Annotated in this window: 21 protein-coding genes; 12 read left to right on the plus strand and 9 right to left on the minus strand. The window is 55.8% G+C overall.

The annotated features are described in order from the left end of the window. The 5 genes from HY879_03960 to HY879_03980 all read right to left on the minus strand — a co-directional run. On the minus strand, positions 1–208 hold a 208-nt coding region (locus tag HY879_03960), incomplete at its 3' end, for a disulfide reductase (protein MBI5602488.1). Beyond that, positions 205–1,080, minus strand: coding sequence for a CoB--CoM heterodisulfide reductase iron-sulfur subunit B family protein (locus tag HY879_03965; protein MBI5602489.1), 876 nt, complete (start codon positions 1,078–1,080; stop codon positions 205–207). The genes HY879_03965 and HY879_03960, both read right to left, overlap by 4 nt. Positions 1,081–1,084: 4 nt before the next feature. Beyond that, positions 1,085–1,657, minus strand: a complete 573-nt coding sequence (locus HY879_03970) for a 4Fe-4S dicluster domain-containing protein (GenBank protein MBI5602490.1) — start codon at positions 1,655–1,657, stop codon at positions 1,085–1,087. Positions 1,658–1,665: 8 nt separating this feature from the next. After that, positions 1,666–2,202: a 4Fe-4S dicluster domain-containing protein gene (locus tag HY879_03975; protein ID MBI5602491.1), complete on the minus strand. Its 537-nt coding sequence runs from the start codon at positions 2,200–2,202 to the stop codon at positions 1,666–1,668. Further along, positions 2,199–4,175 carry a molybdopterin-dependent oxidoreductase gene (locus HY879_03980; GenBank protein ID MBI5602492.1) on the minus strand — a complete coding sequence of 659 codons (1,977 nt, stop codon included), beginning with the start codon at positions 4,173–4,175 and terminating at the stop codon, positions 2,199–2,201. The genes HY879_03975 and HY879_03980 overlap by 4 nt, the downstream gene beginning before the upstream one ends. Positions 4,176–4,917: 742 nt before the next feature. On the opposite strand from HY879_03980, the gene moaA reads away from it, so the two are divergent. The 12 genes from moaA (at position 4,918) to HY879_04040 (ending at position 18,851) form a co-directional block, all read left to right on the plus strand. Further along, positions 4,918–5,913, plus strand: coding sequence for a GTP 3',8-cyclase MoaA (gene moaA / locus HY879_03985; protein MBI5602493.1), 996 nt, complete (start codon positions 4,918–4,920; stop codon positions 5,911–5,913). Between the two features lie 163 nt (positions 5,914–6,076). Further along, positions 6,077–6,607 carry a transporter gene (locus HY879_03990; GenBank protein MBI5602494.1) on the plus strand — a complete coding sequence of 177 codons (531 nt, stop codon included), beginning with the start codon at positions 6,077–6,079 and terminating at the stop codon, positions 6,605–6,607. A 141-nt stretch (positions 6,608–6,748) separates the two neighbouring features. Beyond that, positions 6,749–8,008 (plus strand): amidohydrolase, encoded by a 1,260-nt coding sequence (locus HY879_03995; GenBank protein ID MBI5602495.1) that lies wholly within the window; start codon positions 6,749–6,751, stop codon positions 8,006–8,008. Between the two features lie 13 nt (positions 8,009–8,021). Continuing rightward, complete coding sequence (locus HY879_04000; GenBank protein MBI5602496.1) at positions 8,022–8,360, plus strand: hypothetical protein; 339 nt, start codon at positions 8,022–8,024, stop codon at positions 8,358–8,360. Positions 8,361–8,384: 24 nt separating this feature from the next. Then, a complete protein-coding gene (arc, locus tag HY879_04005; protein ID MBI5602497.1) occupies positions 8,385–10,235 on the plus strand; it encodes a proteasome ATPase in 1,851 nt (616 codons plus the stop codon). Positions 10,236–10,261: 26 nt separating this feature from the next. After that, complete coding sequence (locus tag HY879_04010) at positions 10,262–11,827, plus strand: proteasome accessory factor PafA2 family protein (protein ID MBI5602498.1); 1,566 nt, start codon at positions 10,262–10,264, stop codon at positions 11,825–11,827. 47 nt (positions 11,828–11,874) lie between these two features. After that, positions 11,875–13,842 (plus strand): acetate--CoA ligase, encoded by a 1,968-nt coding sequence (gene acs / locus HY879_04015; GenBank protein MBI5602499.1) that lies wholly within the window; start codon positions 11,875–11,877, stop codon positions 13,840–13,842. A 295-nt stretch (positions 13,843–14,137) separates the two neighbouring features. Further along, a complete protein-coding gene (locus HY879_04020; GenBank protein MBI5602500.1) occupies positions 14,138–14,332 on the plus strand; it encodes a hypothetical protein in 195 nt (64 codons plus the stop codon). 1 nt (position 14,333) lies between these two features. Next, positions 14,334–15,809: a proteasome accessory factor PafA2 family protein gene (locus tag HY879_04025; GenBank protein ID MBI5602501.1), complete on the plus strand. Its 1,476-nt coding sequence runs from the start codon at positions 14,334–14,336 to the stop codon at positions 15,807–15,809. Positions 15,810–15,815: 6 nt separating this feature from the next. Next, a complete protein-coding gene (locus HY879_04030) occupies positions 15,816–16,532 on the plus strand; it encodes a hypothetical protein (protein MBI5602502.1) in 717 nt (238 codons plus the stop codon). Between the two features lie 13 nt (positions 16,533–16,545). Beyond that, positions 16,546–16,857, plus strand: coding sequence for a hypothetical protein (locus HY879_04035; GenBank protein ID MBI5602503.1), 312 nt, complete (start codon positions 16,546–16,548; stop codon positions 16,855–16,857). A gap of 161 nt (positions 16,858–17,018) precedes the next feature. Beyond that, a complete protein-coding gene (locus HY879_04040; GenBank protein ID MBI5602504.1) occupies positions 17,019–18,851 on the plus strand; it encodes a radical SAM protein in 1,833 nt (610 codons plus the stop codon). Between the two features lie 50 nt (positions 18,852–18,901). Here the strand turns inward: HY879_04040 and HY879_04045 are convergent, their stop codons facing one another. From HY879_04045 to HY879_04060, 4 genes are all read right to left on the minus strand, one after another. Then, complete coding sequence (locus tag HY879_04045; protein MBI5602505.1) at positions 18,902–20,926, minus strand: PAS domain S-box protein; 2,025 nt, start codon at positions 20,924–20,926, stop codon at positions 18,902–18,904. Further along, a complete protein-coding gene (locus tag HY879_04050) occupies positions 20,923–22,086 on the minus strand; it encodes an FIST C-terminal domain-containing protein (GenBank protein MBI5602506.1) in 1,164 nt (387 codons plus the stop codon). Before HY879_04050 ends, HY879_04045 begins: the two co-directional genes overlap by 4 nt. Before the next feature lie 52 nt (positions 22,087–22,138). Further along, positions 22,139–22,747 (minus strand): hypothetical protein, encoded by a 609-nt coding sequence (locus tag HY879_04055; protein MBI5602507.1) that lies wholly within the window; start codon positions 22,745–22,747, stop codon positions 22,139–22,141. A 225-nt stretch (positions 22,748–22,972) separates the two neighbouring features. Further along, a complete protein-coding gene (locus tag HY879_04060) occupies positions 22,973–24,715 on the minus strand; it encodes an aldehyde ferredoxin oxidoreductase (GenBank protein MBI5602508.1) in 1,743 nt (580 codons plus the stop codon). Positions 24,716–24,744: the final 29 nt, after the last annotated feature.

Raw genomic sequence — 24,744 nt, forward strand, 5'->3', positions numbered from 1 at the left:
AGGAGGCCTCCACGACACAATCCAGACCCAGTTCCTTGATATCGTCCCGGATCAGCTTCTGGCCGGGTTCGCTGCACATATACTTGTAATGACGACAGACCGCCACTTCCCGGCATTCGTCGCCGATCTCTTCGCTTATTTTGGCCACATCCACTGTTCCGGCGATATTGGTGCCGCAGTGGCAGATATAGACTCCGATCCTTTTCATGAAATAACACCCTTTGCTTTGAGCATCGCTTTGGGACTGGTCAGGTGGTGTTGCAGGCCCAGCTCCCGGTAGGGCAGACCGAAAGCCAGGCCCATGAGCTGCGTAAAATAGATAACCGGCAGGTGGTATCGGGTGCCGTGTCTTTTAGCGATTTGGGACTGGCGCATATCCAGATTGGCCTGGCAGAGCTGGCAGGCCACTACCAGGGCATCGGCCTTTCGATAGGCCGCCTCCCGGATGATACGTCCGCTCAGCTCGCCAACGGTATCGGTCTTGGTGACCGCCAGGCCGGCACCGCAGCATTCGGTCTTGAAGTCCCAGGGCAGGACCTCGGCCCCCAAGGCGGTTAAGAGCTGATCCATCGAAACCGGATTTTCAGGATCATCAAAGTGGGTTACATTGGCCGGCTTAACCAGATAGCAACCGTAATAAGGCAGCACTTTGAGTCCCTTCAGCGGCTTTCGGACCTTGCCGCCGATGGTCTCAAGCCCCAGGCCATACCGCAGAAATCCTAATAAACTTTTCACCTTCAGATGATCGTTCAGATCCGCCCCGATTACCTCCTGGACCTCTTGACGGGTTTTGGGATCCGAAAGGCCCTCTTGCTGGGCGCTCAGGAGTCGACGGAAGCAAAAGGGGCAGGGAATCACCACCTCTTCCAATTGCTGCCTTTGGGCCAGGGCCAGATTGTGGGACGCCAGGGAGAGGGAGAGCAGGTGGTCCATCTTCAGGGCCGGAGAACTGCCGCAGCAGGCCCAATCAGGGATCTCTTCCAGGACCACATCCAGGTGGGAACAGACCTGGCGGACCGATTGATCGAAGGAGGCCGCGGTCTCTTCCAAAGAACACCCGGGATAATAGCTGACTTTCATGGCCTCAGGCTTTCTGGTTTTGTTTCTGCCGGATTTTTTGGAATATCCGGGAGACCTTTTGGTCATGACGGCCGGGGCGGATCATGGCCGCCGGGGTAACCACCCCCTTAAGGGCCATCCTGGCGCCGATGACGGCATCATTAAAAGGGTGCCCTGATCTCAGGTTATAAGCCATGACCGTCTTGAGTTCGCGGACCCGGCCGCCCTTTTCCACCGATTTCAGAAACAGGCTTTCGAAAAGGTGAATGCCGGGCTCGCCGGCCTCGATGCCCAGTCCGGCGCCTATTGCACACAAGGCGGTCGACACCGCATACAGGTTGATCTCCACCGGGCAGCGGGTGGCACAAGTCCCGCAACTGACGCAATACCACCAGGTCGGGTCTCTCAAGGCCTCCTCCTGCATGCCGCTGAGTATCCGGGCAATCAGCCTCCGGGGGCCGCCGACGATCGGCGAGAGGATCGGGCAGCCTCCACTGCATTTCCCGCATTGAAGGCATTTCAGCAGATTCTGGCCACTTCTCTCCATTACCTGATCCAAAAAGGCTTTTTCGTCCCTATGACCTTTTAAACGAAACATGATGCGACCTATCCCCGGGTGGACCAGAAGGTTTGACTGATTTTGACCGCCTGGCACAGACGGCGTTGGTGAACGACCGCCTGGGGATCGCCATAGCTCAAGGCCCCGGTGGGACAGGTGAGGGCGCAGGCCGGCCACAATCCGACCCCCAGGCGCTGTCGGCAGCCGTCGCACTTGGCAATTTTGCCGGTGGCCGGATTCAGTTGCGGATGGCCGAAAGGGCAGGCCACCGAACAGGTTTGACAGCCGATGCACAATTCCGGGTCCGAAAAGACCAGGCCCCGGTCGTCCTTCTGCATGGCCCCGGTGGGACAAGCCAATACACAGGCCGGCCGGTCACAATGAAAACAGGTGGCGGGCAGATACTGGGTGATCAGTCCATGATCGGTTTCCAAAGGGCCTATCTGAATAGCCGCGATGGGCCGGGGTCCGGCAGGAAGTCCATTTTCAATTTTGCAGGCCACCAGGCAAGCCTGGCAGCCGATGCAGGACGAGGCCTCGATCATCAGAATCCTGTCTTTGGGTTTGGTTTCGTCCGTCATCATAAGCCAATCGTCTTCAATCGATCCCGGGCCTCTTCAGGGCCTTGGCCTTTGCGGTACACCAGCACCCGATCCGCTCGAAGGCGTTGCAGGGACCAGACCAACCGGGTCGGCACCAGACGGCTGATGGTCGCTGGGCCCTCGATGATTTCATCCTCGGAGGCCACCAGGATGGTCTCCCCATTTTCCACCTCCAGGGCCTGAGCGATCCGGGGATGGATCAGGATCCCCAGATCATCATCCAATTCCCTGGTCCAGGGCCACCACCGGCTGGCCTCTCCGGATCGGGTCATCGTCCGGGTGACCTGGAAGCTAAGGGGAAAAGCCGATGAAGCGCCGGAGGACGACGGGTCGGCCGCCGCCTGCGGGGCCGGAAGAAGCGTTGCCTCCGGTTGGGCAGACCCGGCGGCGTCCCGGCGCCAGTAGACCAATGGGTTGTCTGGTGCGATCTGATCCATGAGCAGCCCGCCGGTTTGGATGCTGTTTTCAAACAACCATTGGTAGAAAGCCTTCTGGTCAGCCAGACCATTGGCCTTTTTCCAGGGGAAGTAATCCCCCCAGCCAAAGCGCTGGGCCAGTCGCATCCAGAAACCCAGTCCGGTGCGGCAGGCATCATGGGGCTTGACCACCCGGGGACTCCATTGTACGGCCCCGTCATTGGAGAAACTGATACCGTCTCTTTCCGCCCAGACCGTAGCCGGAAAGACCATATGGGCGGCTTGGCGCGTCCGGTTGGGAAAGCTGCCGAAGTAAACCGTCAGGTCCAAATCGTTGGCCTTTTTTTGCAGGGGAGACAGAAAATCGTCCAGACAATTGCCTGAGCCGATCAGCGCTTTGATCTCCAGGGTCTCCAGGACATCGGGTCCCAAAAGGTTCGGCTGGTAAGGAAATGTCAGGCTGTCGTAACCTGAAACCGCCGGCGGTACCTCTTCCAATCCAACCGTGGAGTCGAGAGGGGGAATCCCCGATTCCAGAGGATACCAGCCGCCGCCGGTCGTCTCCTGCCAGCCCAGGACCTGGGCCATGGTCAGCCAGATGCCGTAATGCCGGGCGAAGGCCAGACGTTTGGCGGTGATCAGGACGGCCGGTTGGCGGTTTCCCAACATCTGGGCCATGGTGCGGATCTTTTCGGCCGGCACGCCGATGACCGCCTCGAGGCCTTCCGTCGGCCAGGCGGCATAGCTGTCCAACCACACCTGAAAATCTTTAAATTTGGTTTTAGCCGCCGGACTGATCCAAGGCCCGGCCAGCAGATTTTTCATCAAGGCCAACCCCAGGTCGTTGCCCCGTTTGGGCTCGATCAACACCGCCATGTCGGCCTTGGAGAGCGTGGTCGTAAAGCGCGAATCGACGGCGATGATCTTTGTACCGCCTCGCTGGGCCTCCAGCACCCGTTCAAAGGCCACCGGATGGGTGGCGGCCAAATCGGCTTCAATCAACATCAAACAGCGACTTTGAGACCAACGGGCGCTCCCACGGGTTGGATGCCGCTGTTCAGCAGGAAAAGCGGCCTCGGCAGCTTCCTGCCAGGGATGGTAAACATGGGGGGTTCCCCAGAGGCGGGCAAAACGCTTGGCCCCCAGGTAAAAATCGAGACCGGCCTCCGGATCGCAGCCGATGAGCAAAGATTCGGCTCCGTGTTGTTCTTTGACCCGGCGCAGGCGTTCCGCTAATAAATCGATCCCCTTTTCCCAGTTGTCAAAGGCCTCAAAAGGGGCATTCAGTCTATTACGCGTACCGGGCAGGGTTATCCGATCCGATGAGGTAAGTCCTTGAACAAAGGCCAGGCCTTTGGCACATAAACGGCCCCTGTTGACAGGATGGTCGACATTGCCCTGGATATCGACAATGCGCTCATCTTTAACATAAGCCATTAGACCGCACCCAACGGTGCATTCCTGACAACAGGCGGCTATGACCTGATCGTAATCCTTGCGGGATCCGGATATACGTCTTAAGGATATGGTTTCAAGCATGATCATCCCGGCTAAAAATGGAGGATGCCCTGGTAAAGGGGCCTCATTCTGACAGATCCAGTGTCGAATAATCCATCTGTCAGTGATGCCTGCACATAGAGCAAGGTTTGTGCCATCGAAAAAAAACCAGGCCCCCGATCGACTCAATTTTATTACTTATTGAAAATACAGTCTATTTAACCATCGGAGGGATTGTTCCCCCTTTTGGTTGCAGGGGGAAAAAAACCCCAATTTCAGGCCCTGGAGTTTTTGTAATTGTTTGATAGGTAAATAAAAAAATCGGGTTGGGGTCTATTGGGGCCAAAATGGGTTTTAAGGGCCTGTGAAGGACCTGGCCCGTCCAAAAGAGATTTCAGGCTTCTCGGTCTGATTTGGGCTAACTTCTACTATTCATTTCAAAATTTCCCCAAAAGGCTGAAAGGGACCCGAATCAAATAAATGGTGTGAATTTTGCAAAGCGTCCTTTGGGAAATAGTCAGATTACCAAAAAGTTTTAAGTTTCAAGTTTCAAGTTTCAAGATACAAGATGCAAGTTGCAGGTTTCGGGTTTTCGCTTTGAGCTATTTTCGTTCTAACCCCTCATGCCCCAGGGGGCACCACGAAGCATGAAAAAGCGAATAGCGAATCATGAATGTTGAAGGAGAGTTTCTTTTAAATTCCGAAATCCGAAATCCGAAATTGGAATCTATTCTCGTGTTAAAGAAGTCATCCTCCGGCACACGGAAAGGATAGGAGTTCAAAAATGGGACGGACGTTGAACCTAATGGGGAACCACTCTTTCCGTAAGGTTGATTATCTGAGGATTTCTATCACCGACCGGTGTAATCTGCGGTGCTTTTATTGCCAGCCGGAGGAGGTCCCGATTTTCCAACATACCGATATCCTCTCCTATGAAGAAATCCTGTTCATAGTCAGAGCGGCGGCCAAAGCCGGGTTTCACAAAATCCGTCTGACCGGTGGCGAACCGTTGGTCAGACGGGACATCAGCAACCTCATCGGCAGCCTGAACTCTGTGGACGGGATTGAAGAGGTGACCCTGACGACGAACGGTGTATTGCTGGAAGACCAGGCTTCTTCTTTAATCACAGCCGGTCTCCGGCGCATCAATGTCAGCCTGGACACCTTGCATCCCTTAAAATTCTATAAGATTACAGGGCAAAATAATTTTCATCGGGTCAGACGCGGTCTTGAACAGGCCCTGGCCCTGGGGTTTGATCCGATCAAGATTAACATGGTCGTCATCCGGGGGGTGAATGACGACGAGTTGGAACTGTTTGCCCGCTGGGCCATGGAAAGCCCTTATATCGTCCGTTTTATAGAATATATGCCGATCGGCCCCAGGAACGGCTGGCATCCGTCCAGGTTTGTTTCGATCGATGAAATGCGCAGCCGTCTGATGAAGATGGGAGCCTTAGAGCGGCTGACCCCTTCGGAGTCTGACGGACCGGCTCAATGCTTTTGTCTGAATTCGTCCGGGAAGATCGGTTTGATCGGGGCCCTCAGCCATTGCTTTTGTCAAACCTGCAACCGACTGCGGTTGACGCCTGACGGCAAGCTGCGGCCCTGCCTGCTTTCTGATCAGGAAATCGACGTCAAAGGCAGGCTTCGGAGCAACTGTTCCCAAGAGGATCTGATTCGTCTTATTCACCAGGCCGTATTGACAAAATTCGAAAATTCCGGATCCACAGAACCAAGGTCGCAGAGCTGCAGTCGCGGGATGTCCCGAATTGGTGGGTAAGGCCTCTGTCTTCAAATTCAATAATAAAGGGGGTTGGTAAGACCATGAAATGGAAGCTGGGGATGCGGCTTTCAATCAAAATTGACCAGATGAAGGCCGCTGTTTTTCGGAATGAATGAATGCCTATGACAAAAACAACGTCAGAAAAAAAGGAGGAATGGGTATGACTACGGCCTTATTGATTGCCATTGCCGTTATGTGGCTCCCGGTCGCTTTATTGAATCTTGGTAAAGGGGAGGCCAAAGGTACTGGTGCCGCCACCGGTTTTGTCGGCATCGTCGTGGTGTTGGGTGCGATTCTTCAGGCGGCGGTTTTTAAAGACGCCTTTACCGCCGGGTTGCTTTTCGCCCACGGGATCCTGTACTGCTGTGTGGCCTATGCCTTGCTGGCCGGACTGACTGATCTCCGTTCCGTCGGCAATGTCAGCCTGACGGTGGCGTTTATTTCCACCATTTATATGTTTCTTTTCCTCACCGGCGGGCCGGTAATGGCCGACGGCAAACAATTAGTCGGCCAGAGTTCCTACCTGGCCATGACCTGTCTCGGATATGCCGTATTAACCTTCGAAGTCTGGCTGGCCTTTTACGGCAAAATAGGCGCCGGCGTAGTCGCCTGGTCACTTATTATATGGGTTCCGGTGGGACTTTGGATCCCGGCCTTCTGGTTGTTGGCCGCCGGCAAGCTCCCCTTTTAAAAAGTGCGGTACAGGTCCGGATTCTTGCCCTTTCCAGAGAGAGGCGAGAATCCGGAAATTTTTTCCATCTGGTTACTGGTTGCCCGTTAAAACCAGTAACCAGTAACCAGCAACCAGCAACGAGTAACGAGTAACCAGCCCATGGAACGTAAAGAAGTCTATATCGGGTTTCCCCCCCTGGCGGAAAAGGCGGCCATCGTCGAAGCCCTGCTCACGGACCCCCCCGGGATACGCTGGCGTGTGGTCCGGGAAATGTTTCATATCAAGGATCAAAAGGACCGTCAGGAGATCATCGAAAAGCTGCGGCCTCACCTGGAGAAGGCTTCGGATTGGCGCCTTAAGAACAGAATTATTTTAGGGCTCCGGGCTCTGCACCATATCCCTCAGGAAACCGGCTACCGTTTGGTCCGGCATCAAGGCGCCTTAACACCCATCGAAGTGGAACAGAGGGAACCCCTGAACGCCTCCTGGTCCAACCGCCCCTTTTTCCCGGTCGTGGATTTCCACATCCATCCCAAGATACCGGATCTCAAGTTTTTTACGGATATGCGTGAGGCCGGCGTCACCCATGGCGTTATTCTGGCCACCGATACGGACCCGGAAGACGTGGAACGGCCCGAAGTGCGCCAGCAATTATATCAGGCCTTTTCCAAGGCCCCGGCCTCCCGGGGCCTGAGTTTCCAATCGCTGCTCCGACATATCCGGGCCAGTTTGTACTCCCCCAGCCATGTTACCAATCAGGACGTGGCCGACTGGGTCGCAGATTATCCCGACCGGTTGATCGGCTTTGGTTCCGTAAATCTCTCCAAAGACGGGGCTTATGTGCGGGAGAAACTGGACGAACTGCAGCGATTCCAATTGAGGGGAATCAAATTCCTGCCCCATTCCCAATTTTTTAATCCGGCTGAAAATGAACATCTGGGAATGGTCTTCGAGTTCTGCCGCCAGACCGGGGCCGTGATCCTGTCTCATTCCGGATGCGGTCCGGGGCCATTTGAAATTATCGAACTGAGCCAGAATTCCCATCCGGCCCTATGGAGCCAGTGGCTGGCCCGATACCCCGATGTGCCGGTCGTCCTGGCCCATTTTGGTTCATACAGCACCGAAGTCCCGGGAATCTGGCTCTTCGATACCCTGCAGTTGGGCCAAAAATATCCAAACCTCTATGTGGATCTGGCGGCCGTGGATTGGCTCCTGGATCGGGAGGTGGTGATCCAGGAAATTCGTAAAACGATCGGGTTCAATCGGGTCCTCTTTGGAACCGATTATCCCTTACCCCTGATGGCCGGGGTCAGTTGGGCCTCCATTATCCAGAGGATCAGGGTAAACAGCTATTTAACGGCCAAGGAAAAACATAAGGTTTTGGGACAGAATGCCGCCCGTCTGCTCGGGCTTGGTTAAGGAGACCTGACTGATGACCACTCCGATGGAAGAAGCGGAGCTTCTCCGACTGGAACAATCCAACCCTATTGTGCCGGTGGCCGTGGAACTCGGCCTGCCGGTCCGGGGCAACCTGGGCCGGTGTTTTCGTTCCGAAAGCCATCTCGAGAATGAAGAACCTACCCTGTTTTTCAATGTGGCCCAAAACAGCTTTTTTTGTAAGACCTGCAGCGAGGTAAAGGGTGGCGTGATCGATTTCGTCTGTCAACAGCAGGGCTGGGATCGCCAGCGGGCCATCGACTGGCTGGTGCATCGAATGGAATTCGACCGGCTGACCAAGCAGCGCTACGCCCATAAGGGCAAAAGGAAATAACTTTGAAAAAATCGGGGAAATCCTGTGAGCAGTAACCAGAGAAAGAAACCGACTGAGATCCGTCGGCCGATCACGGCTGACCAGAAGAAAAAGATTAAGGCCATTGTTGCCGAAGCCGAATCGGTAGGTGGAGCAGGTCCCCTCAATCCGGAGAAGGGTCCCTCCGGGCCGGATCAAGCCTCCGATGACCTGCTGCGGCAGCATTTGGACGAATCCGAACGGAAACGCCTGATGCTCACCGAGGCGCTCCATGCCTCCAGGGATCAATTGCGTAAAATCAGAGGGCTGCCCGCGGACGAAGATGAGCGGGCTTTACCCTTCGGTTTCTTCGTAGACAACGGTCGGGAAACCCCTGAAGGACGGACGGTCATTATCCGCCATCACGGCCGTCTTTACGAAGCCAGGGTGGTAACGCCCGAGGCCTTTGAGACGCCAGGGCCCAAGGGGGCGACCTTTCATGCCCTGCGACAGCGTCGCCAGGATCGGGACCGCACCCCTGGTAATTTCCAGCCGGGAGAACTGTTGTTGCTCAACAACGACCTGCAGGTGATCGAAGCCCGGGGTTTTGACCTGATCTGCGGCAACCTGGCCACCGTCGACCTGGTGCTTAATGATGAAAAACTACTCATCCGCACGGTCGGGGATGAAACCATCCTGGTCAAGCGGGCCCAGCCTATGATGAAAGTCAACCTGGTGGTGGGTGACAACGTGGAATATGACCCGGACGCGCTGTTCGTTTACAGCCTGTTGCCTAAAGGCCAGGTGGACCGTCTGGCCCTGGAAAAGGTGCCCGATATCAGCTTTGCCGAAATTGGAGGCCTCTCCGGGGAGGTCCAGCAGATCCGGGATGCTATTGAACTGCCCCATCTTTTCCCGGAGACCTTTCGGGAACATCAGTTGGTTCCGCCCAAGGGGATCCTCCTTTTCGGGCCACCGGGTTGCGGCAAGACCCTGATCGCCAAGGCCGTGGCCAACAGCCTGGCCCGCAGCATCTGCGAAAGGACCGGGGAAAAGGGAGAAAGCTATTTTTTAAATATCAAGGGGCCGGAACTGCTCAACAAGTACGTGGGCGCGACGGAGCAGGCCATCCGCGACCTGTTCGCCCGGGCCCGCCATCAGGCTACCTATCGTACGCCGGTGGTGATCTTCTTCGACGAGATGGATGCCATGTTCCGGGTCCGTGGTTCGGGGATCTCTTCGGATATGGAAGCCACCATTGTACCCCAGTTGCTGGCTGAACTGGATGGGCTGCAAACCCTGGAACACGTCGTGGTCATCGGCGCCACCAATCGGGAGGATCTGATCGACCCGGCCCTGTTACGCCCAGGCAGGCTGGATCGGAAGATACGCATCCCCCGTCCCGACCGGCAGGCGGCCGTCGATATTTTCACCAAATACTTAACGCCGGACCTGCCCATCGATTCCGTTCTTCTCGAATCCTGTGGCGGTCCGGAAGTAGCCGTGCAAGGCATGATCGCCCGGGCCGTGGAGGAGATGTATAGCCTGAAGCCCGAAAATGAACTGTTGGAGATCTCCTTTGCCGACGGCAGTCGCAAGATCCTTTACTCCCAGGATCTGTGCAGCGGTGCGATCATTGCCAATATTACCCGGCGGGCCAAATTCATGGCGGTCAAGGACCTGGTCCAATGCGGACACAAGGGGATCCGGATCGAACATATCCTTCGGGCCATACGGGCCGAGTTTGACGAGAATGAAGATTTGCCCAGCAGTTCCAATGCGGCCGAATGGCACCGGATCATCGGTCGGGGCGGGGAACGGGTCATCCGCGTTCGATCCCTGCAGGTTCCCAGGGCCGCGCAGGACGGAAGCCGGCCTGGGGCAAGCCAGGTGAACATCCCGGACCAATTGAAGTGATCCTGATCTGAGGGAGAAGTGCAGCTATGAGTATTCCTAAAATCATCGGCCTCGAACAGGAATATGCCATGCAATTTAAAGGGGGCTCCAATCTCTCGGCCTTTGAGGTCTCCTGTCTGCTCATTAACACCTATGCCCGGAAAATCGGATTAAGGAAACCCGGTCAAGGTCTGCTCTGGGATTACGCCCACGAGACACCTTATCAGGATATCCGGGGGACCTTATTCCGGAAAAGCGCCTTCCAACAGATCGTCGGAGAGGAAGACAACCGCCGGATCAATGCCCCTCTGCCCAACGGCGCCCGGTTATATACCGATCACGGCCACCCGGAGTACAGCACCCCGGAGTGTTTAAGCGCCCGCCAGGCCCTGGCTTGCGACAAGGCCGGTGAGGTTATCCTGGCCCAGGCCCTGGAGGCCATGAAAGCCGTCTATCCCGAACTCCGCCTCCGGCTTTTTAAAAACAACAGCGATCATCAGGGACACAGTTATGGCTGCCATGAGAACTATCTGATGGATGCCACCGACCACCAGGCCTGGCTGGTCGAAAACCCCCATTGGGCCGCCAGGGTGTTGATCCCCTTTCTGGTCACCCGGCAGGTCATGGCCGGAGCGGGCAAAGTCGGCAGCGAAGAATCGGCCAGGCCCGGGGTCCTGTATCAGGTATCGCAACGGGCCGATTTTATGGAAAACCTCTTCGGCCTGGAAACCATGTATGCCCGGCCGATCATCAACACCCGAGCCGAACACCACGCCGATGCCGGCCGCTTCCGTCGTCTCCATTTGATCATGGGTGACGCCAATCTGTGCGAGACAGCCGCTTTTCTGAAACTGGGCACCACCCAGATTGTCCTCAAAATGATGGAAGATCATTTTATCCGGGAAGATCTGACCCTCCAAAACCCCCTGAAGGCCATTCGACAGGTGTCGACGGCCTTTGACCATCCCCTCGAAATGAGCCAGGGACCAAGGATGACCGCCCTGCAAATCCAGCGTCGCCTCCTGGAAAGGGCCGAAGCCTACCAATATTCGGATGCGGCGGCCCAATTGCCTGACTATGGTTTGATCGTGGAACGCTGGGCTAAGGTTTTGGACGGCCTGGAGGGATTGAAACTTTCAACCGACCTGGATATCGAAGATGATCCCGGCGATCTGATCCGGAAACTGGATTGGGTCCTCAAGCTTTGGCTCCTCAACCGCTACCGGCATTCCAGGAATTGCGGCTGGGACCATCCCTGGCTACGGGTACTCGATCTGCACTATCACGGGTTGGATGATGGCGAGGGGCTTTTTTATCACCTGCAGGCCGACGGAATGACCGACCGGCTGATTGCCGATGAGGAAATCCGGCCATTCGTTTACGAGGCCCCGGAGGATACCCGGGCCTGGTTCCGCAGCCGCTGCATCCAAAAATTTGCTGCCGAGATCCTCTGGCTCAACTGGGAGGTCGTGGGGTTCAATCACGGGAATGTCCATCGAATGATCCCCCTGCTCAATCCACTTCAGGGAACCCGGGATCAGTTTGAAAGCCTTTTTACCGAGGCCCGGAATTCCGTCGAACTGATTTCCCGATTGGAGAGCACCGGGATCTGATCTGGAATAATGTTTTTATCGCTCAACCCAAGTAAGGAGATTCATTCATGTCCCAAGGCATACAGGTATTGATGTCAGAGGAACGGACCTTTCCGCCGCCGAAGGAATTCAGCGCCAGGGCCCACATCAAAAGCATCGAGGAATACCAAAAAATCTATAACTGGTCGGCGGAGAATACCGAGGAATTCTGGGCCAGGATGGCCGGGGAGCACCTGACCTGGTACAGAAAGTGGGACAAGGTCTGGGACTGGGATTTTTATAAACCCTCTGTCCAGTTTTTTGTGGGCGGCAAATTAAACGCCTCCTACAACTGCCTGGACCGGCACCTGGGTTCCCCGCTGCGCAACAAGGCGGCCCTCATCTGGGAAGGGGACCTGGGGGACTACAAGACCTATACCTACCAGCAGCTCTATACCGAGGTGAACCGCTTCGCCAACGTGCTGAAGAAAAACGGGATCACCAAAGGCGACCGGGTGACCATTTACCTGCCCATGATCCCGGAACTGCCGATCGCCATGCTGGCCTGCGCCCGGATCGGGGCCATCCACAGTATCGTCTTCGGAGGCTTCAGCCCTTCTTCCCTCAGGGACCGGATCCAGGACTGCCAGTCGACCCTGGTGATCACCGCCGACAACGGCCTGCGGGGAAACAAACTGGTGCCCTTGAAAACCAACGCCGACGAGGCCCTCAAGGAGTGCCCTTTCGTCGGGAAGGTCATCGTGGTCAACCGGGCCGGGAAGACCGAAATGCAGACCGGCCGGGATCTTTGGTGGCACGAACAGATGAAGGCCCCGGATATCGGCAATTACTGCGAACCGGAGGTGATGGACGCCGAGGACCCCCTGTTCATTCTCTATACCTCCGGCTCCACCGGCAAACCCAAAGGGGTGCTGCACACCACCGGCGGCTATCTGCTCTATACCAACCTGACCTTTAAGTGGATCTTCGACTATCACGAGGAGCTGACCCATTTCTGTACGGCCGATATCGGCTGGGTGACCGGGCACAGCTACATCGTCTACGGGCCCTTATCGGCCGGGGCCACCAGTCTGATGTACGAAGGCATCCCGACTTATCCCAATGCCGGCCGGTTCTGGGATATTGTAGACAAACACCAGGTCAACATCATCTATACGGCCCCCACAGCCATCCGGGCCCTGATGCGGGAGGGGACGGACTGGGTCACCAGGCATGATCTGTCTTCGCTGCGATTGCTGGGTACGGTAGGTGAGCCCATCAACCCCGAGGCCTGGATGTGGTATTACAAATATGTCGGGAAGGAGAAGCTGCCCATCGTAGACACCTGGTGGCAGACCGAGACCGGCGGGATACTGATCACCCCCCTGCCCGGGGCCATGACCCTCAAACCCGGTTCGGCCGCCGGGCCTTTTCCTGGCATATTCCCCAAGGTGATCAAAGAAGACGGCTCGGCGGCCAAGGCCAATGAGGGGGGATATCTGATTATCGAAAAGCCCTGGCCCGGTATGCTGCGGGGCACTTACGGCGATCCGGAAAACAAGCGGATCAAGGAAGTCTACTTTTCCCGGTTCCCCGGGATGTATATGACCGGTGACGGGGCCAGGGTGGACCAGGACGGTGACTACTGGCTCCTGGGCCGGATCGACGACGTCATCAACATTTCCGGACACCGTCTGGGAACGGCGGAAGTCGAGTCGGCCCTGGTCAGTCACCAGTCGGTGGCCGAATCGGCCGTGGTCGGCTTTCCCCACGAGATCAAGGGTGAGGGCATTTATGTCTTTGTAACCTTGAAAGAGGGCTTTGTCCCTACGGATGAATTGAAGAAGACCCTGGTGGCCCATGTCCGCAAGGTGATCGGACCCATTGCCTCACCGGACAAACTGCAGTTTACTTCGGGGTTACCCAAAACCCGTTCGGGAAAGATCATGCGCCGGATCCTGCGCAAGATCGCCCAGGGCGACGTGGAGGAGCTGGGCGACGTCTCGACCCTGGCCGATCCGAGCGTAGTAGGGAGCCTGGTTAAAGAGAGATTATAGAAAAAAGCGAATGTCGAATATCGAATACTGAATAATAAATGTCGAAGGAAGGAAAATACAACCCACTTCATGATTTGAAATTCGATGTTCGATTTTTAATATTCGTTTTTTCGTTCTAAACTCTCATGCCTCCAGAGGCACCACGAAGCATGAAAATTTCTTTCGCCAGACATCGATTTTAAGGGTTTTTTTACTTACTTTGAGCTTTCAGCTTTGAGCTATTTTCGCAATAAAATACCCGGGGGCCCGCTAAGGAAAAGCGGCGCCTCGCCAGGTCTTCATCAGTGGAGGGACCATGCCTGACAGTTCGCAGATCCAGAAAACGCGGAAAAAATCGCCATTTAAAAAGACCCCACCGGAATCCCGGCAGGAGCCCCTTTCTCAGGAAAAACAGAGAAAGCTCAAAGAATTGGATGATTATATCGAAAGTGTCCTCCAGGAGGCCGGTGAAGATTTCTTAGATCGTTTCAAACAGGTCGAAGGGGAATAGGTTGCGTCACAGGATCTTCGGAACCGAAAACGAATATGCCCCTTTTGACCATAACCAGACGGCAACGCCCCAGGTCCCGCTATCCAACAGGGGTTGGCCCGAGGATCAAGGGGAATTGGCCGCCGGCCTGATCGAAGGCCTTCAGGGGTGCCAATACCCTCGGGCCGGAGAATTTTTGGGCAACGGTGGCCGATTGTACCTGGATCGGGGCGGGCACCCGGAATACGCTACCCCGGAGTGCCGCACGGTAAAAGACCTGGTGGCTCATGAAAAGGCCGGGGACGTCCTTATCCAGGCACTGGTGGAGAAGGTGCGCTCCCAACAACCCCACAACCGCCTCCATGTATACAAGAACAATTGCGATTCTTATGGCCACACCTATGGCGGCCATGAGAATTACCTGGTCACTTCCCTGGCCATGAAGCATCTCGATCGTCTCGTCCCTTTCCTGGTTACCCGCCAGATCTATACCGGTACGGGCAAGATCATGACTTCCCCGCTCTGCAGCCTTCCGGCCTTCCAAATCAGCCAGCGGGCCGATTTTTTCGACGCAACCTTTTCCGACCGGACCTCCGAGACCCGGGGCATCATCAACATCCGTAAACGCGAAATAGCCCGGCCCGGAGAAAACCAGCGCCTGCATATCATCGTGGGCGACAGCAACATGTCCCAACCGGCCCTGGCCCTCAAAATAGGAACCACGGCCCTGATATTGCGGCTGTTGGAAGAAGAGGCCCTGGGCGAGGTCTTGGCCCTGGGCGCACCGGCCCAGGCCATCAAAGCGATCTCCCGTTCTTTGAAGGCCCCGGTGGCCATCCGGCGTCAAGGGCGGACCTTGCAGTACACGGCTTTAGAGGTCCAATCCCTGTATTTGGAAAAAGCCCTTCGATTCTGTGCCCGTCCGGGCACCGACCCCGAAGAGATCCGCTGGCTGGGCCTCTGGGAATATGTTTTGAAGGCCCTTAAATTTTTGGAAATCTCTCAGTCCGAGATGCTTCTTATCAACGACCCGGGAGAATTGAAAAGAAAAATCGACTGGGTACTTAAACTCTGGCTCCTCAGCCGCTCCCGGTCCAAGGGTGCCGATGATCGGCAATTGAAACTCCTGGATCTGATATACCACGACCTGGACCCTGCCTCCGGGCTCTTTGAACGTTGTCAGGCCCTGGGGCTGGTAGACCGGCTTGTGGACGAGGAGCGCATCCGACAGGCCCGGCGCAATCCTCCTGCGGACACCCGGGCCAGGCTGCGGGGCCTGATCATACAAAAAGCTTTTCATCAAAACGTGGACGTCCAGGTGGAGAACTGGGAAAGCATCCAGGTCCGGGCCCATCATCGTCGGGCCGGGATAAACCACCCTTTCCGCAACCTTACCACCGCGATGAACAAACTGGGGATCCGTCTGGATGACCCCTTCCAGGGAGAAAATCCCCAGGCCCTGGAGGAACTGGAACAATTTATTTTGGCCTGGGGCTGATAGACTATGGATGGTCCGGATAAAAAAATCGTAAATATCAATAGAGACCTCGAACGCAGCCGGGTGCGTCACGTCGTGATCGGCCAGTATATGCTGCACGAGGTCCAGCACCATTCCTTGCAGCACACCGGTTCTCCTTCCCTGATCCCCAAGGCCCACAGCCCGATGGATATATACAAGTGCCTGCATCAGGGGGAATTCGGCGTGGGCCACAGCCTGGATTATCCCAAACGGTTCCGGCAGCGTCTGGTCCGGGAAACGATGGAAGACGAGCCGGAAGAAGGCGCCCAGGAACCGGCCTTGGAAGACATCTCGGCCGAAGGCCGGGTACTGCGGGTGAACCTGCGCGCTTTTAGAGGCCTTTTTAATCACGAAATAGACAAGCGTATCGACCAATTGGCCCAGGTCTGTTTTGAATCCGCGGAAACCGCCCGAGGGAGTGAGACCCGTTTCAGGGAAACGCTGGCTTTTTTTAAGGACCTCAATCAGGCCAATGAATTGAGGATCGGAAGGCAGTCCTTCGCCTTTCCCGGAGAAATGGTCGATCGATTCCTGCTCGAGGTCCATGATTTAACCCGACGTCTGGGGCAGGTCCCGATCTTCGGTCATTCGCCGGACTACCGCCGGCTCAATCATCCGGCCTACCGGGTAGTAGATCGGACGGTCCTGGAAAAATCGCCTTTGGCCGGACTTTTGAAAAAGACGCCGGAACCGACCAGGTAACGGAGGAAGATCCATGGATATCAAAACCGCGGCGGCGGAGTTTCACGGGGCCTGTCTGGCGATTCTGGATCAACCAGAACTCCCAGCAGAATTAGCCTACCGGATGCAGCGGATCATAGACCGCTTCCTGCCGGTGGCGGATAAGATGTATCTCAAGACGGTAAAAGGCTTCCAAACCGTTTTGCAGTGCACCCAGCAGGCCAGGACCATTACAGATCACCTGCCAGCCGGCCGGTACCTTTTCTATCGGCAGGTTACGGATCTGGAAAATACCCTGGAGGAACTCCTCAAGGCGGCCTACGCATTTCGCATCAAGGCCGGCTGAAATGAACCTGCCTTGGATTGTGGAGTTCGGAGTTCAAAGGAGTTTTCGATTGAAGAGTTAAGATCTAAGATATACGGATTTGATTTTGACTTCCTTCGACATTCATCATTCGTTATTCGATATTCGATATTCGCCTGTTTTATAAGGGTTCAAGAGAAAATATGGAAAATTCAAGCACTTCCTTCCAGGCCCTTTTACTGCAACCTCCCCCGGGAGATTTGACCGGCCCTTATCCGGCCCTGGGCTATTTGAAATCCTACGCCGCTCACCAGGGATTTTGCGTGAAAGTCAAAGATCTGGGGATCGAAGCCCTGGATCATTTAACCCGGCCAGACCGGATCGCCCCCCTTCTCGACCAGGCCCGATCCATGCTTGGAGGGCTCAAGGCCCAAAAAGCCTTGGATGCCTCGGCACAGCAGCATTACCGCTTTTTATTGGCCGCCCTGGCGGCCGGACGACCGCCTCAATGGTTCTCCACCAACCTGGAAATTTTCCGGGACCCCGACCGGTTTTATGACTATCGGGAATATCAGAAGGCCCGGCTGGCCTTGAATGCCTTTTTCGGTCTGCTCAGCGCCGTCCATTTTCCCACCGTTCTGACTGCCGCCGAGTATCCCACGGCCGGCAGTCTCAAGACCTGGCCGGCTATCCTGGAACATTGCCAGGCCAGGGTCAACCCTTATGTGCATTACTACGAAGAGGTCCTCTTCCCCCTGTTAGCCGCCCATCCGCCGGCCCTGGTAGGCATCTCCATGGTCTTTGCCAACCAGTCGGTCCAGGCCCTGGTCCTGGGCCGCCTGATCAAGAGGCACTTCCCCCAGATCCAGGTGACCATGGGAGGCGCCTATCTTTCCCAATGGGTCATGCTCCTGGAAGGTGCCCGGCTGGAAGAATTTTTTCAGTGCACCGATTCCATCGTTATCGGGGAAGGAGAAAAACCCTTTGCCCGGCTGCTGGGAAAAATTAGCAACGGCCAGGGGCTGGAGGCGGTCCCAAATTTAGTCTATCGCCAGCGGTCAACGGGGAGGATCCATCGGTCGGCCGCTTTTGAATATACGGATATCGCTCACCAGCCTCCCCCTGATTTTTCCGATCTCGACCTGGCCGCCTATTTGAGTCCCCAGCCTGTTATCCCCTACTGCATCAGCCGGGGTTGTTATTGGGGGAAATGTGTCTTTTGCCAGAACCGCTACGGGGACCGGCAAGTTCGCCGCTATCAGGTGGTTCCCGTAGATAAAGCCATCGAAGAACTATCGGCCTTGGCGGACCGATACGGCTCGAACCATTTTAATTTCAGTAACGACGTGATCGATCCGAAATATCTGAAGCGGTTCAGTCAGGCGGTCGAATCCTCCGGCCGGAAGTTTGTCTGGAATACGGATTTACGGGCGGAGAAGGCCTATACCAGGGATGTCTGCCGACTGATGGCCAGGGCCGGGTTAAACGCTGTGGCCATCGGGTTTGAAAGCGGCTGCCAGAAGGTCCTGGAAGCCATGGATAAAGGCAATCGGGTGCCTACCACCCGGCAGGTCTTGAAAAATTTATACCAGGCCGGGGTGGCCACCCAGGCCATGGGCTTTTTTGGATTCCCCGGAGAAACGGAAGCAGACGGAGAAAAGACCGTTCGGTTTTTGGAGGAAAACATCGCCTGTATTTCTTATTATGTTATGGGTCTTCTGCTGGTGCTTCCCGGCTCCAGGATGTACGAAGACCCCCGGCGGTTCGGGGTAACCGCTCTCCGATACGAAGGCAATTCCCTGATGACCCCGGAGCCGGTCTGGAAATCAGATATCCGTATGTCCATGGCCGCGGTCAATCGTCTCTATCAGCGGTTGAGCCGGCTGGAAGCCCTTTATCTCCTGGATGACTATCCCTACGTGGGAGGCTTATCCACCAATCATGGTTTTCTTTATTTTAAGTCCGGACCGGACATCCTCAAGGTCCTGCGAAAGCAGGAAAAGGAAGGAACCCATCAACAGATGCTGGTTGCTTGATATTGGGGTAGAGATTTTATCCAGCATCCCGCATCCAGCATCCAGCCCTTCTAATGCTCGCTGCTGAGGTGAGGCAGGTGACCATAGCCGGTTTGAATCTTGTACAGGATACGCAGGAGTTCAGCGCAGGCAATGGGTTTGCGCACCACCCGATCGACCCCGCAACGGGACAGTTCGGCCGGATCAAGCTTTTTATCCACACCGGTATAGAGCAGAAAAGGGGTTTTCGGACGTCCGGTCTGTCTGGCGTAATCCAGGGCGGCCCGCCCGAGTTCCAGTCCATTCATCCCGTCCATGCCAAAATCACACAGGATCACATCATAACGGTCCCCATAAATAGAGGCCAGACCTTTCTCGGCTGTACCGGCGGTCGTAAGATCGACCGGGGAATCTTCAAAGAACATCTCCATCATCTTGAGAATATTCTTTTCGTCGTCGATGAGTAAAAATTTTATTTTTGTTTCGTTTGAGGTTCGTTCGCCGGGGATATTTTCCTTCTCTTCTATGGCCGGAGCCTGGGACCGGGGCAGGATGATGGTAAAAGTGGCCCCTTTCCCCGGACCGCTGTTAACAACCATGTCCCCCTGGTGTTTCTTAATGATGCCATAACTGGAAGAAAGGCCCAGACCGCTGCTCTTTTCCCCTTTGGTTGTAAAAAAGGGCTGGAAAAGACGTTGCCGGTTTTCTTCTAAAATCCCTTCCCCCGTATCGCTGATCGACAAAAGAACATGTTCCGGTCGGTTCTCGGGAGAGATCGTCAGGACACCCCCTTTCGGCATGGCCTCCAGGGCGTTTTTGATAAGGTTCACCAGAACTTCGTACAGTTCGGACGGATTACCCCTGACCCGGCCTCCCAAAGGCCGGATATAGTTCAGACGATATTTGCCCGGGTTGGCCGGATTGGCCCAGAGTGAAGAGGTGAGCTGCACGGCTTCGGATACCAGGTCACCCAGATCGAACACCTTGGCCTCTTCGATTTTATCGGTCTTGGCTGCGGTAAATTCCTTGATCCGCCGGACAATATCGGCTCCTCGATGGCAGGCTTCCATCATGGTCAGAATGGCCTCGCGGCTTTTTCGGATTTCTCCGGAAGCCAGCTTGTTCAGGGCCGCTTCGCCGCCCCCCAGGATCATTTGAAGAAGGTTATTGAAATTGTGGGCCACGCCGCTGGCCATTTCCCCAACGGCCGACAACCGTTCGCTTCGAATCAGTTTTTCTTCCATCCGTTTCCGGGCGCTCAAATCCCGGGCAACGCTCAGCACCGCCGGTTTGCGTTGAAAATCGATAAGCCGCGAATGAAATTCATAGGGGATGATCTCACCGGATTGGGTAATTGTTTCGAGTTCAAATTGAACCGTTTCTCCGGAGCGGACTTTTTCGCCCATACGCCGCAAAACCTTTAATTGCGTCGGCCGGACAATGTCGGTAAAGGTCAGGTTAAGCAACTGCTGGCGGGTGTATTGCAGCCGGAGGCAGGCCACGTCGTTGACCTCCAGAAAGGCTCCCTGGGAATGACTGATAAAGACCGGATCGATGACGTTATCAAACAGTTCCTTATAGCGCAGCAGCCCTTCGTTTTTTTTACGTTCGGTGATATCCCGGGCCAGGGCTACAAAACATTTTTTCTCCTGAACCTCCACAACCATGCCGGTGACTTCGGCATCGACCAGATCCCCGTCCCTTTTGCGAAAGCTTCTTTCTTGAATGTGAACAACGCCCTCGGCCACTGCCTTGCGAATATTCTCGATGACCCCTTCGGCACCCGGGGCGAGAATATGTTCGATCCCCATGGTCAGGAGCTCGGCCCGGGAATAGCCCAACCATCGCAGGGTAAAAGGATTGCAGTCCAAGATGCCGTGGCTCTCCATATCCAGGATATAGATGGCCTCTGGGGCATTTTCTATAATGGCCCGGAAGTTGGCTTCCGAAGTACTGACCTTTTCCAGGACTTGATTGAATTCAGCGGTGGCTTCCTTGAGCAGGTTGGTCAGGATGTCCGACTTACGCTCAGATTGCTCCAGAAGCTCTTCCAACTCCTGGATCCGTTGTTCGAGGCTTTGGATCCTTTCCATCATCCAATTTCAAGAAGACTCAAGGTAATCGTTTCGTTATGGAAATAATTCGGCCCTCCGGCCGAGATCCGGCAGTATTCACCGTAGGTATAAAATCCGATGATGGGAACCGACAGACCGATTTCAGTCCGAACTCTTTGGATTTCTTCTTCGGTCCGGCGACCCAGAACGATCTTCCGGGCCATGCAGGAATAGCAGAAGGCTATAGACGGGGAATGGCCGCTCAAGGCGGATTTGGCCAGACCGGTGGCCTGATCGGCGGCCTCCAGGATGGAGGAGACATCACCACAGGTCAGATGGACCAGGGCCCCTTCGGTGATCTCCCCGGCAAAAGTAATGGAACGCTCCTCCCGGTTGACGGCCATTGTGGCCCGGATCAGATGGTAGTCCTCCTGGCCATCTTCCCCGCACCGTTCCAGAAGACCGAGCGGATATTCTACCCCAATGACCGGCAGCTTTTCGGCATGACGCCCCAGAAAGCGTTCGTAGACGTTCAAAGCCGGTTCACCATTCAATTCGTAGAGCACATTACCCCGGGAACGGGTAACCCGTTTGGCCAGCCCGATCGGCGACCAGCCGCTGCGTACCCCTGTTCCAAGACGGAAATCCCCATAAAAGGCGATGCCGCAAAGGGTATCCGTGTAGACCTGATCGCCGGCAAATTGCAGGGTCTTCAGAAATTTGCCGTTGTCCCCGGCGGTTCCTCCGGCGATGGGGATATGCCCGCCCAGGACAGAGGTGATACCCTTTAAGATGGCGCAGCCGTCTCCGGTCAGTCCGTCTGAAAAAATCTGTATATACCGGGGTGGTTTGGAGAAGGCCCCGGCCAGCCGCCGGCCAGCCCCTTCGCTGTCCTGACCGAGCCCCTGTACCGTGGCGATTTCAAAATCGATCTGATCGGTGGCGATACCCCCCAGGACGACCGAATTGGTGCTCAAGCCGTCTCCCGAGATCTCACCGTCAGTGGTACAACCCACCAGATTCTGACTGCCCAGGCTTTCCCCGATACCCTTAAGCAATTCCGGAATCCCTGAAGACGGCGCAGAGAATAACCAACAAGCCTTGGGGGTTTGCCCCAGCTCCCTTTCCAGGGTCTGGCCCAGTCGATGGCCCAGGTGCCGGGAAGGTGACTCGTTGGATCGGATGGTTGCTGCCTTAAACATTACGATTCCCCTATTCCATGTTCCCTTTTCCGGTCTATGCCCTGCTCTTGCCTTACCCGAACAGGACCTGAAGCCGCACCAGTCCCTGACCTTCGGACCAGTCCCGCAAAGATAACTCTGGCGGATCCAAAGGCTGCTGATTCATCTCAGCCCCTGTGCAGCTCTGCCAGCCCTCCTCCGCCAGCCGATTAAAAAGGTCTTTCATCTGCTGGAGGGAGATCAGTATCCCCCGGTTTAAAAAACAGGGACCCAGGTCTTTGATCAACAGGTTGAACAACTTAATGGTCAGAAGGCCCCCCGGATGACTGATCCGGTCCGGGATTTCCTGATAGGTAATGGTGTTACGAAAACAGGCCAGCAGGCCGCCCGTGCGCATGGTGGCTCCCACCAGCCCCGGCAGGGCCGCGGAAAGGGCCAGGGTATCCCCATTTTTGACTACGGCTGCTCCCATTTCGTCCACCGGCTTTCCATTTAGAAAAAGGGTCTGGATCTTATTGCCTATCTGCCTGGGGCTGAGCCCGTAAACTTCACAGAGAATATCCCGGATGGTCTGGCTTTGTTCGATAAACACACCGAACCCCTGCTGCAAGATAGGAAAGAAAGGGATCATCTGCCCGGTTTTGATAAATAGGCGAATATCGGCCATCTCAGGGGCCTTCATGGTTCATCTCCTTATTCGATATTTTTATTTTTCGCTGGTGTGCCACAGGAGGTATGGATATTTGATAATAATAGGTTAATCCTGGTCGGAAATCAAGAATTTTAAGGGCCGGTGCCAGGTCTGGCCCCGGCCCTCCGAAACCGGTCGAATCCTTCTCCCATTTTATAAAACCGGAGAGCCCCGATCAAAGGGGCTCCCCGATAAACGGACCCGGAGGAAAAAGGTCTACCAGTTGAAAACAGTATCCAGATCTTCGTCTTTGACCTGAAAAGTCACATTGTGGGGCGGAAGCATCTCGGTCTTGAAAAATCGGGGTAGCCGGTCGTGTTCGGAAGTAAACCCGGCCTTCTTGTTGAACTCTCTTTCGCCCTTCAGAATCGACTTGCCCAATTCTCCGACATCATTGGCCGTCAGGTTCAACCCATAAAAGGCATTGATCATGTCGATCAGGGCCTGAAAGGTCTCCGGCTGATCCAGGACGGCAAAGGCAATGAAAAGGCACATCCCCGTGGCATCGACAGCCGCTGTGGCAATTTGCAGATTCCGGGAAAGTTCGATCTGCCCTTCAGGCTTGAGGGGGTCAACCGTACCCCCCACCCCCAGGATATTGGTGGCCACGGCATATCCGGCCGTATGGTCAGCCCCCATGGGACTGGTGGCATAGGTCACCCCGATCCCTTGGACCCCCCGGGGGTCATAGGCCGGCATTGCCTGACCCTTGACAACCGGCACCCGTTCAACACCGAAGACTTTACCGGTAACGGCCGCGCCGTTGCCCAGGATCCTCCCCAGATGCGTCCCCTGCCCCACTTCATTGAGCAACTGGATGGCGGCCGCGGCATCCCCAAAGGGTACCAGGCCGGCCTCCATGGCCACTCCGATGGTGGCGCCCATTTCGATGGTGTCCAGACCGAAATCGTCGTCCATCCGGTCCAACCGGGCGATGACATCGATATCGCTGATCCCGCAGTTGCCCCCGTGGGCCCAGACCGTTTCATACTCGGGCTGCTTGGTTAAAAAGGCCCCGTCTTTGTCATAGAAGGTGCCGGAGCAGCGGATGATGCAGCCCCGATGGCAGGGGTGGGTGGCGCTTCCCTTGCCCCCCCGTTGTTCTTCCAGGGCGGCCAGAGTCTCGCCGCTGATCATGGAACAATTATCAAAGCGACCCCACATGAAGTTTTTGGTCGGATAGGCACCGGCTTCATTGAGGACGTTGGTCAGCACATTGGTACCATAGGCCGGGAGGCCTTCTCCGGTGACCGGATGCTTCTTCAGACCGGCCACGAAAACCTGGTTGGCTTCTTTGAATTTTTCGGGATCTTTGGGCGGCCGCATATTCAGGCCGCTGTCATCGAGCACAATGGCCTTGACGCCCTTGGAACCCATGACCGCACCCACGCCGCCGCGGCCGGCGTGACGGGTAGGTCTCAGTTCCATATCGGTGACCGCCACGGAGGCCGCACTCATTTTCCGCTCACCGGCCGGACCGATGGAGATGACGGTAATCTTGTCACCATATTGCCCTTTCATCCGGTCCACCAGGTCATAGTTGCCGAGATAACGCAGCCCGTTGTCCGCATTGACTTGGACACCGTCCTTGTTGATATAGATGTGATACAGGGTATCGTCCGCCGGTTTTCCCTCCAACACAATGGCCGCATAGCCCAGCCTGGCCAGTACCTGTGCGCCCTGTCCCCCGGCGTTGGCTTCTTTGATCCCGCCGGTCAGGGGGCTCTTGCACCCGACGGACAACCGGCCGGACATGGCGGCCGTCGTTCCGCTCAACAGGCCCGGGGCGATGACCAGCTTGTTTTCCGCGCCCAGAGGATGACAGAGCGGCGGCACCTCCTTGGCTATGACAGCCGATGTCATGGCCCGTCCGCCTGCCCCGGCGTAATCCCCCAGGGATGAAACAGTCGTTTGGGGTTCACCATCCGGTCCCATAATGATTCTTAAGATTTTGTCCATACGTTCTTCTCCTTTCTGAGTAGTTACTG

This window comes from Deltaproteobacteria bacterium (assembly GCA_016219225.1).
GTDB lineage: Bacteria > Desulfobacterota > RBG-13-43-22 > RBG-13-43-22 > RBG-13-43-22 > RBG-13-43-22.

Bases quoted from the DNA above. Each gene is read 5' to 3' on its own strand.
- HY879_03965 (MBI5602489.1), bottom strand. From the start codon at position 1,080: ATGAAAGTCAGCTATTATCCCGGGTGTTCTTTGGAAGAGACCGCGGCC.
- HY879_03970 (MBI5602490.1), bottom strand. From the start codon at position 1,657: ATGTTTCGTTTAAAAGGTCATAGGGACGAAAAAGCCTTTTTGGATCAG.
- HY879_03975 (MBI5602491.1), bottom strand. From the start codon at position 2,202: ATGATGACGGACGAAACCAAACCCAAAGACAGGATTCTGATGATCGAG.
- HY879_03980 (MBI5602492.1), bottom strand. From the start codon at position 4,175: ATGCTTGAAACCATATCCTTAAGACGTATATCCGGATCCCGCAAGGAT.
- moaA (MBI5602493.1), top strand. From the start codon at position 4,918: ATGGGACGGACGTTGAACCTAATGGGGAACCACTCTTTCCGTAAGGTT.
- HY879_03990 (MBI5602494.1), top strand. From the start codon at position 6,077: ATGACTACGGCCTTATTGATTGCCATTGCCGTTATGTGGCTCCCGGTC.
- HY879_03995 (MBI5602495.1), top strand. From the start codon at position 6,749: ATGGAACGTAAAGAAGTCTATATCGGGTTTCCCCCCCTGGCGGAAAAG.
- HY879_04000 (MBI5602496.1), top strand. From the start codon at position 8,022: ATGACCACTCCGATGGAAGAAGCGGAGCTTCTCCGACTGGAACAATCC.
- HY879_04010 (MBI5602498.1), top strand. From the start codon at position 10,262: ATGAGTATTCCTAAAATCATCGGCCTCGAACAGGAATATGCCATGCAA.
- acs (MBI5602499.1), top strand. From the start codon at position 11,875: ATGTCCCAAGGCATACAGGTATTGATGTCAGAGGAACGGACCTTTCCG.
- HY879_04020 (MBI5602500.1), top strand. From the start codon at position 14,138: ATGCCTGACAGTTCGCAGATCCAGAAAACGCGGAAAAAATCGCCATTT.
- HY879_04030 (MBI5602502.1), top strand. From the start codon at position 15,816: ATGGATGGTCCGGATAAAAAAATCGTAAATATCAATAGAGACCTCGAA.
- HY879_04035 (MBI5602503.1), top strand. From the start codon at position 16,546: ATGGATATCAAAACCGCGGCGGCGGAGTTTCACGGGGCCTGTCTGGCG.
- HY879_04040 (MBI5602504.1), top strand. From the start codon at position 17,019: ATGGAAAATTCAAGCACTTCCTTCCAGGCCCTTTTACTGCAACCTCCC.
- HY879_04045 (MBI5602505.1), bottom strand. From the start codon at position 20,926: ATGATGGAAAGGATCCAAAGCCTCGAACAACGGATCCAGGAGTTGGAA.
- HY879_04050 (MBI5602506.1), bottom strand. From the start codon at position 22,086: ATGTTTAAGGCAGCAACCATCCGATCCAACGAGTCACCTTCCCGGCAC.
- HY879_04055 (MBI5602507.1), bottom strand. From the start codon at position 22,747: ATGAAGGCCCCTGAGATGGCCGATATTCGCCTATTTATCAAAACCGGG.
- HY879_04060 (MBI5602508.1), bottom strand. From the start codon at position 24,715: ATGGACAAAATCTTAAGAATCATTATGGGACCGGATGGTGAACCCCAA.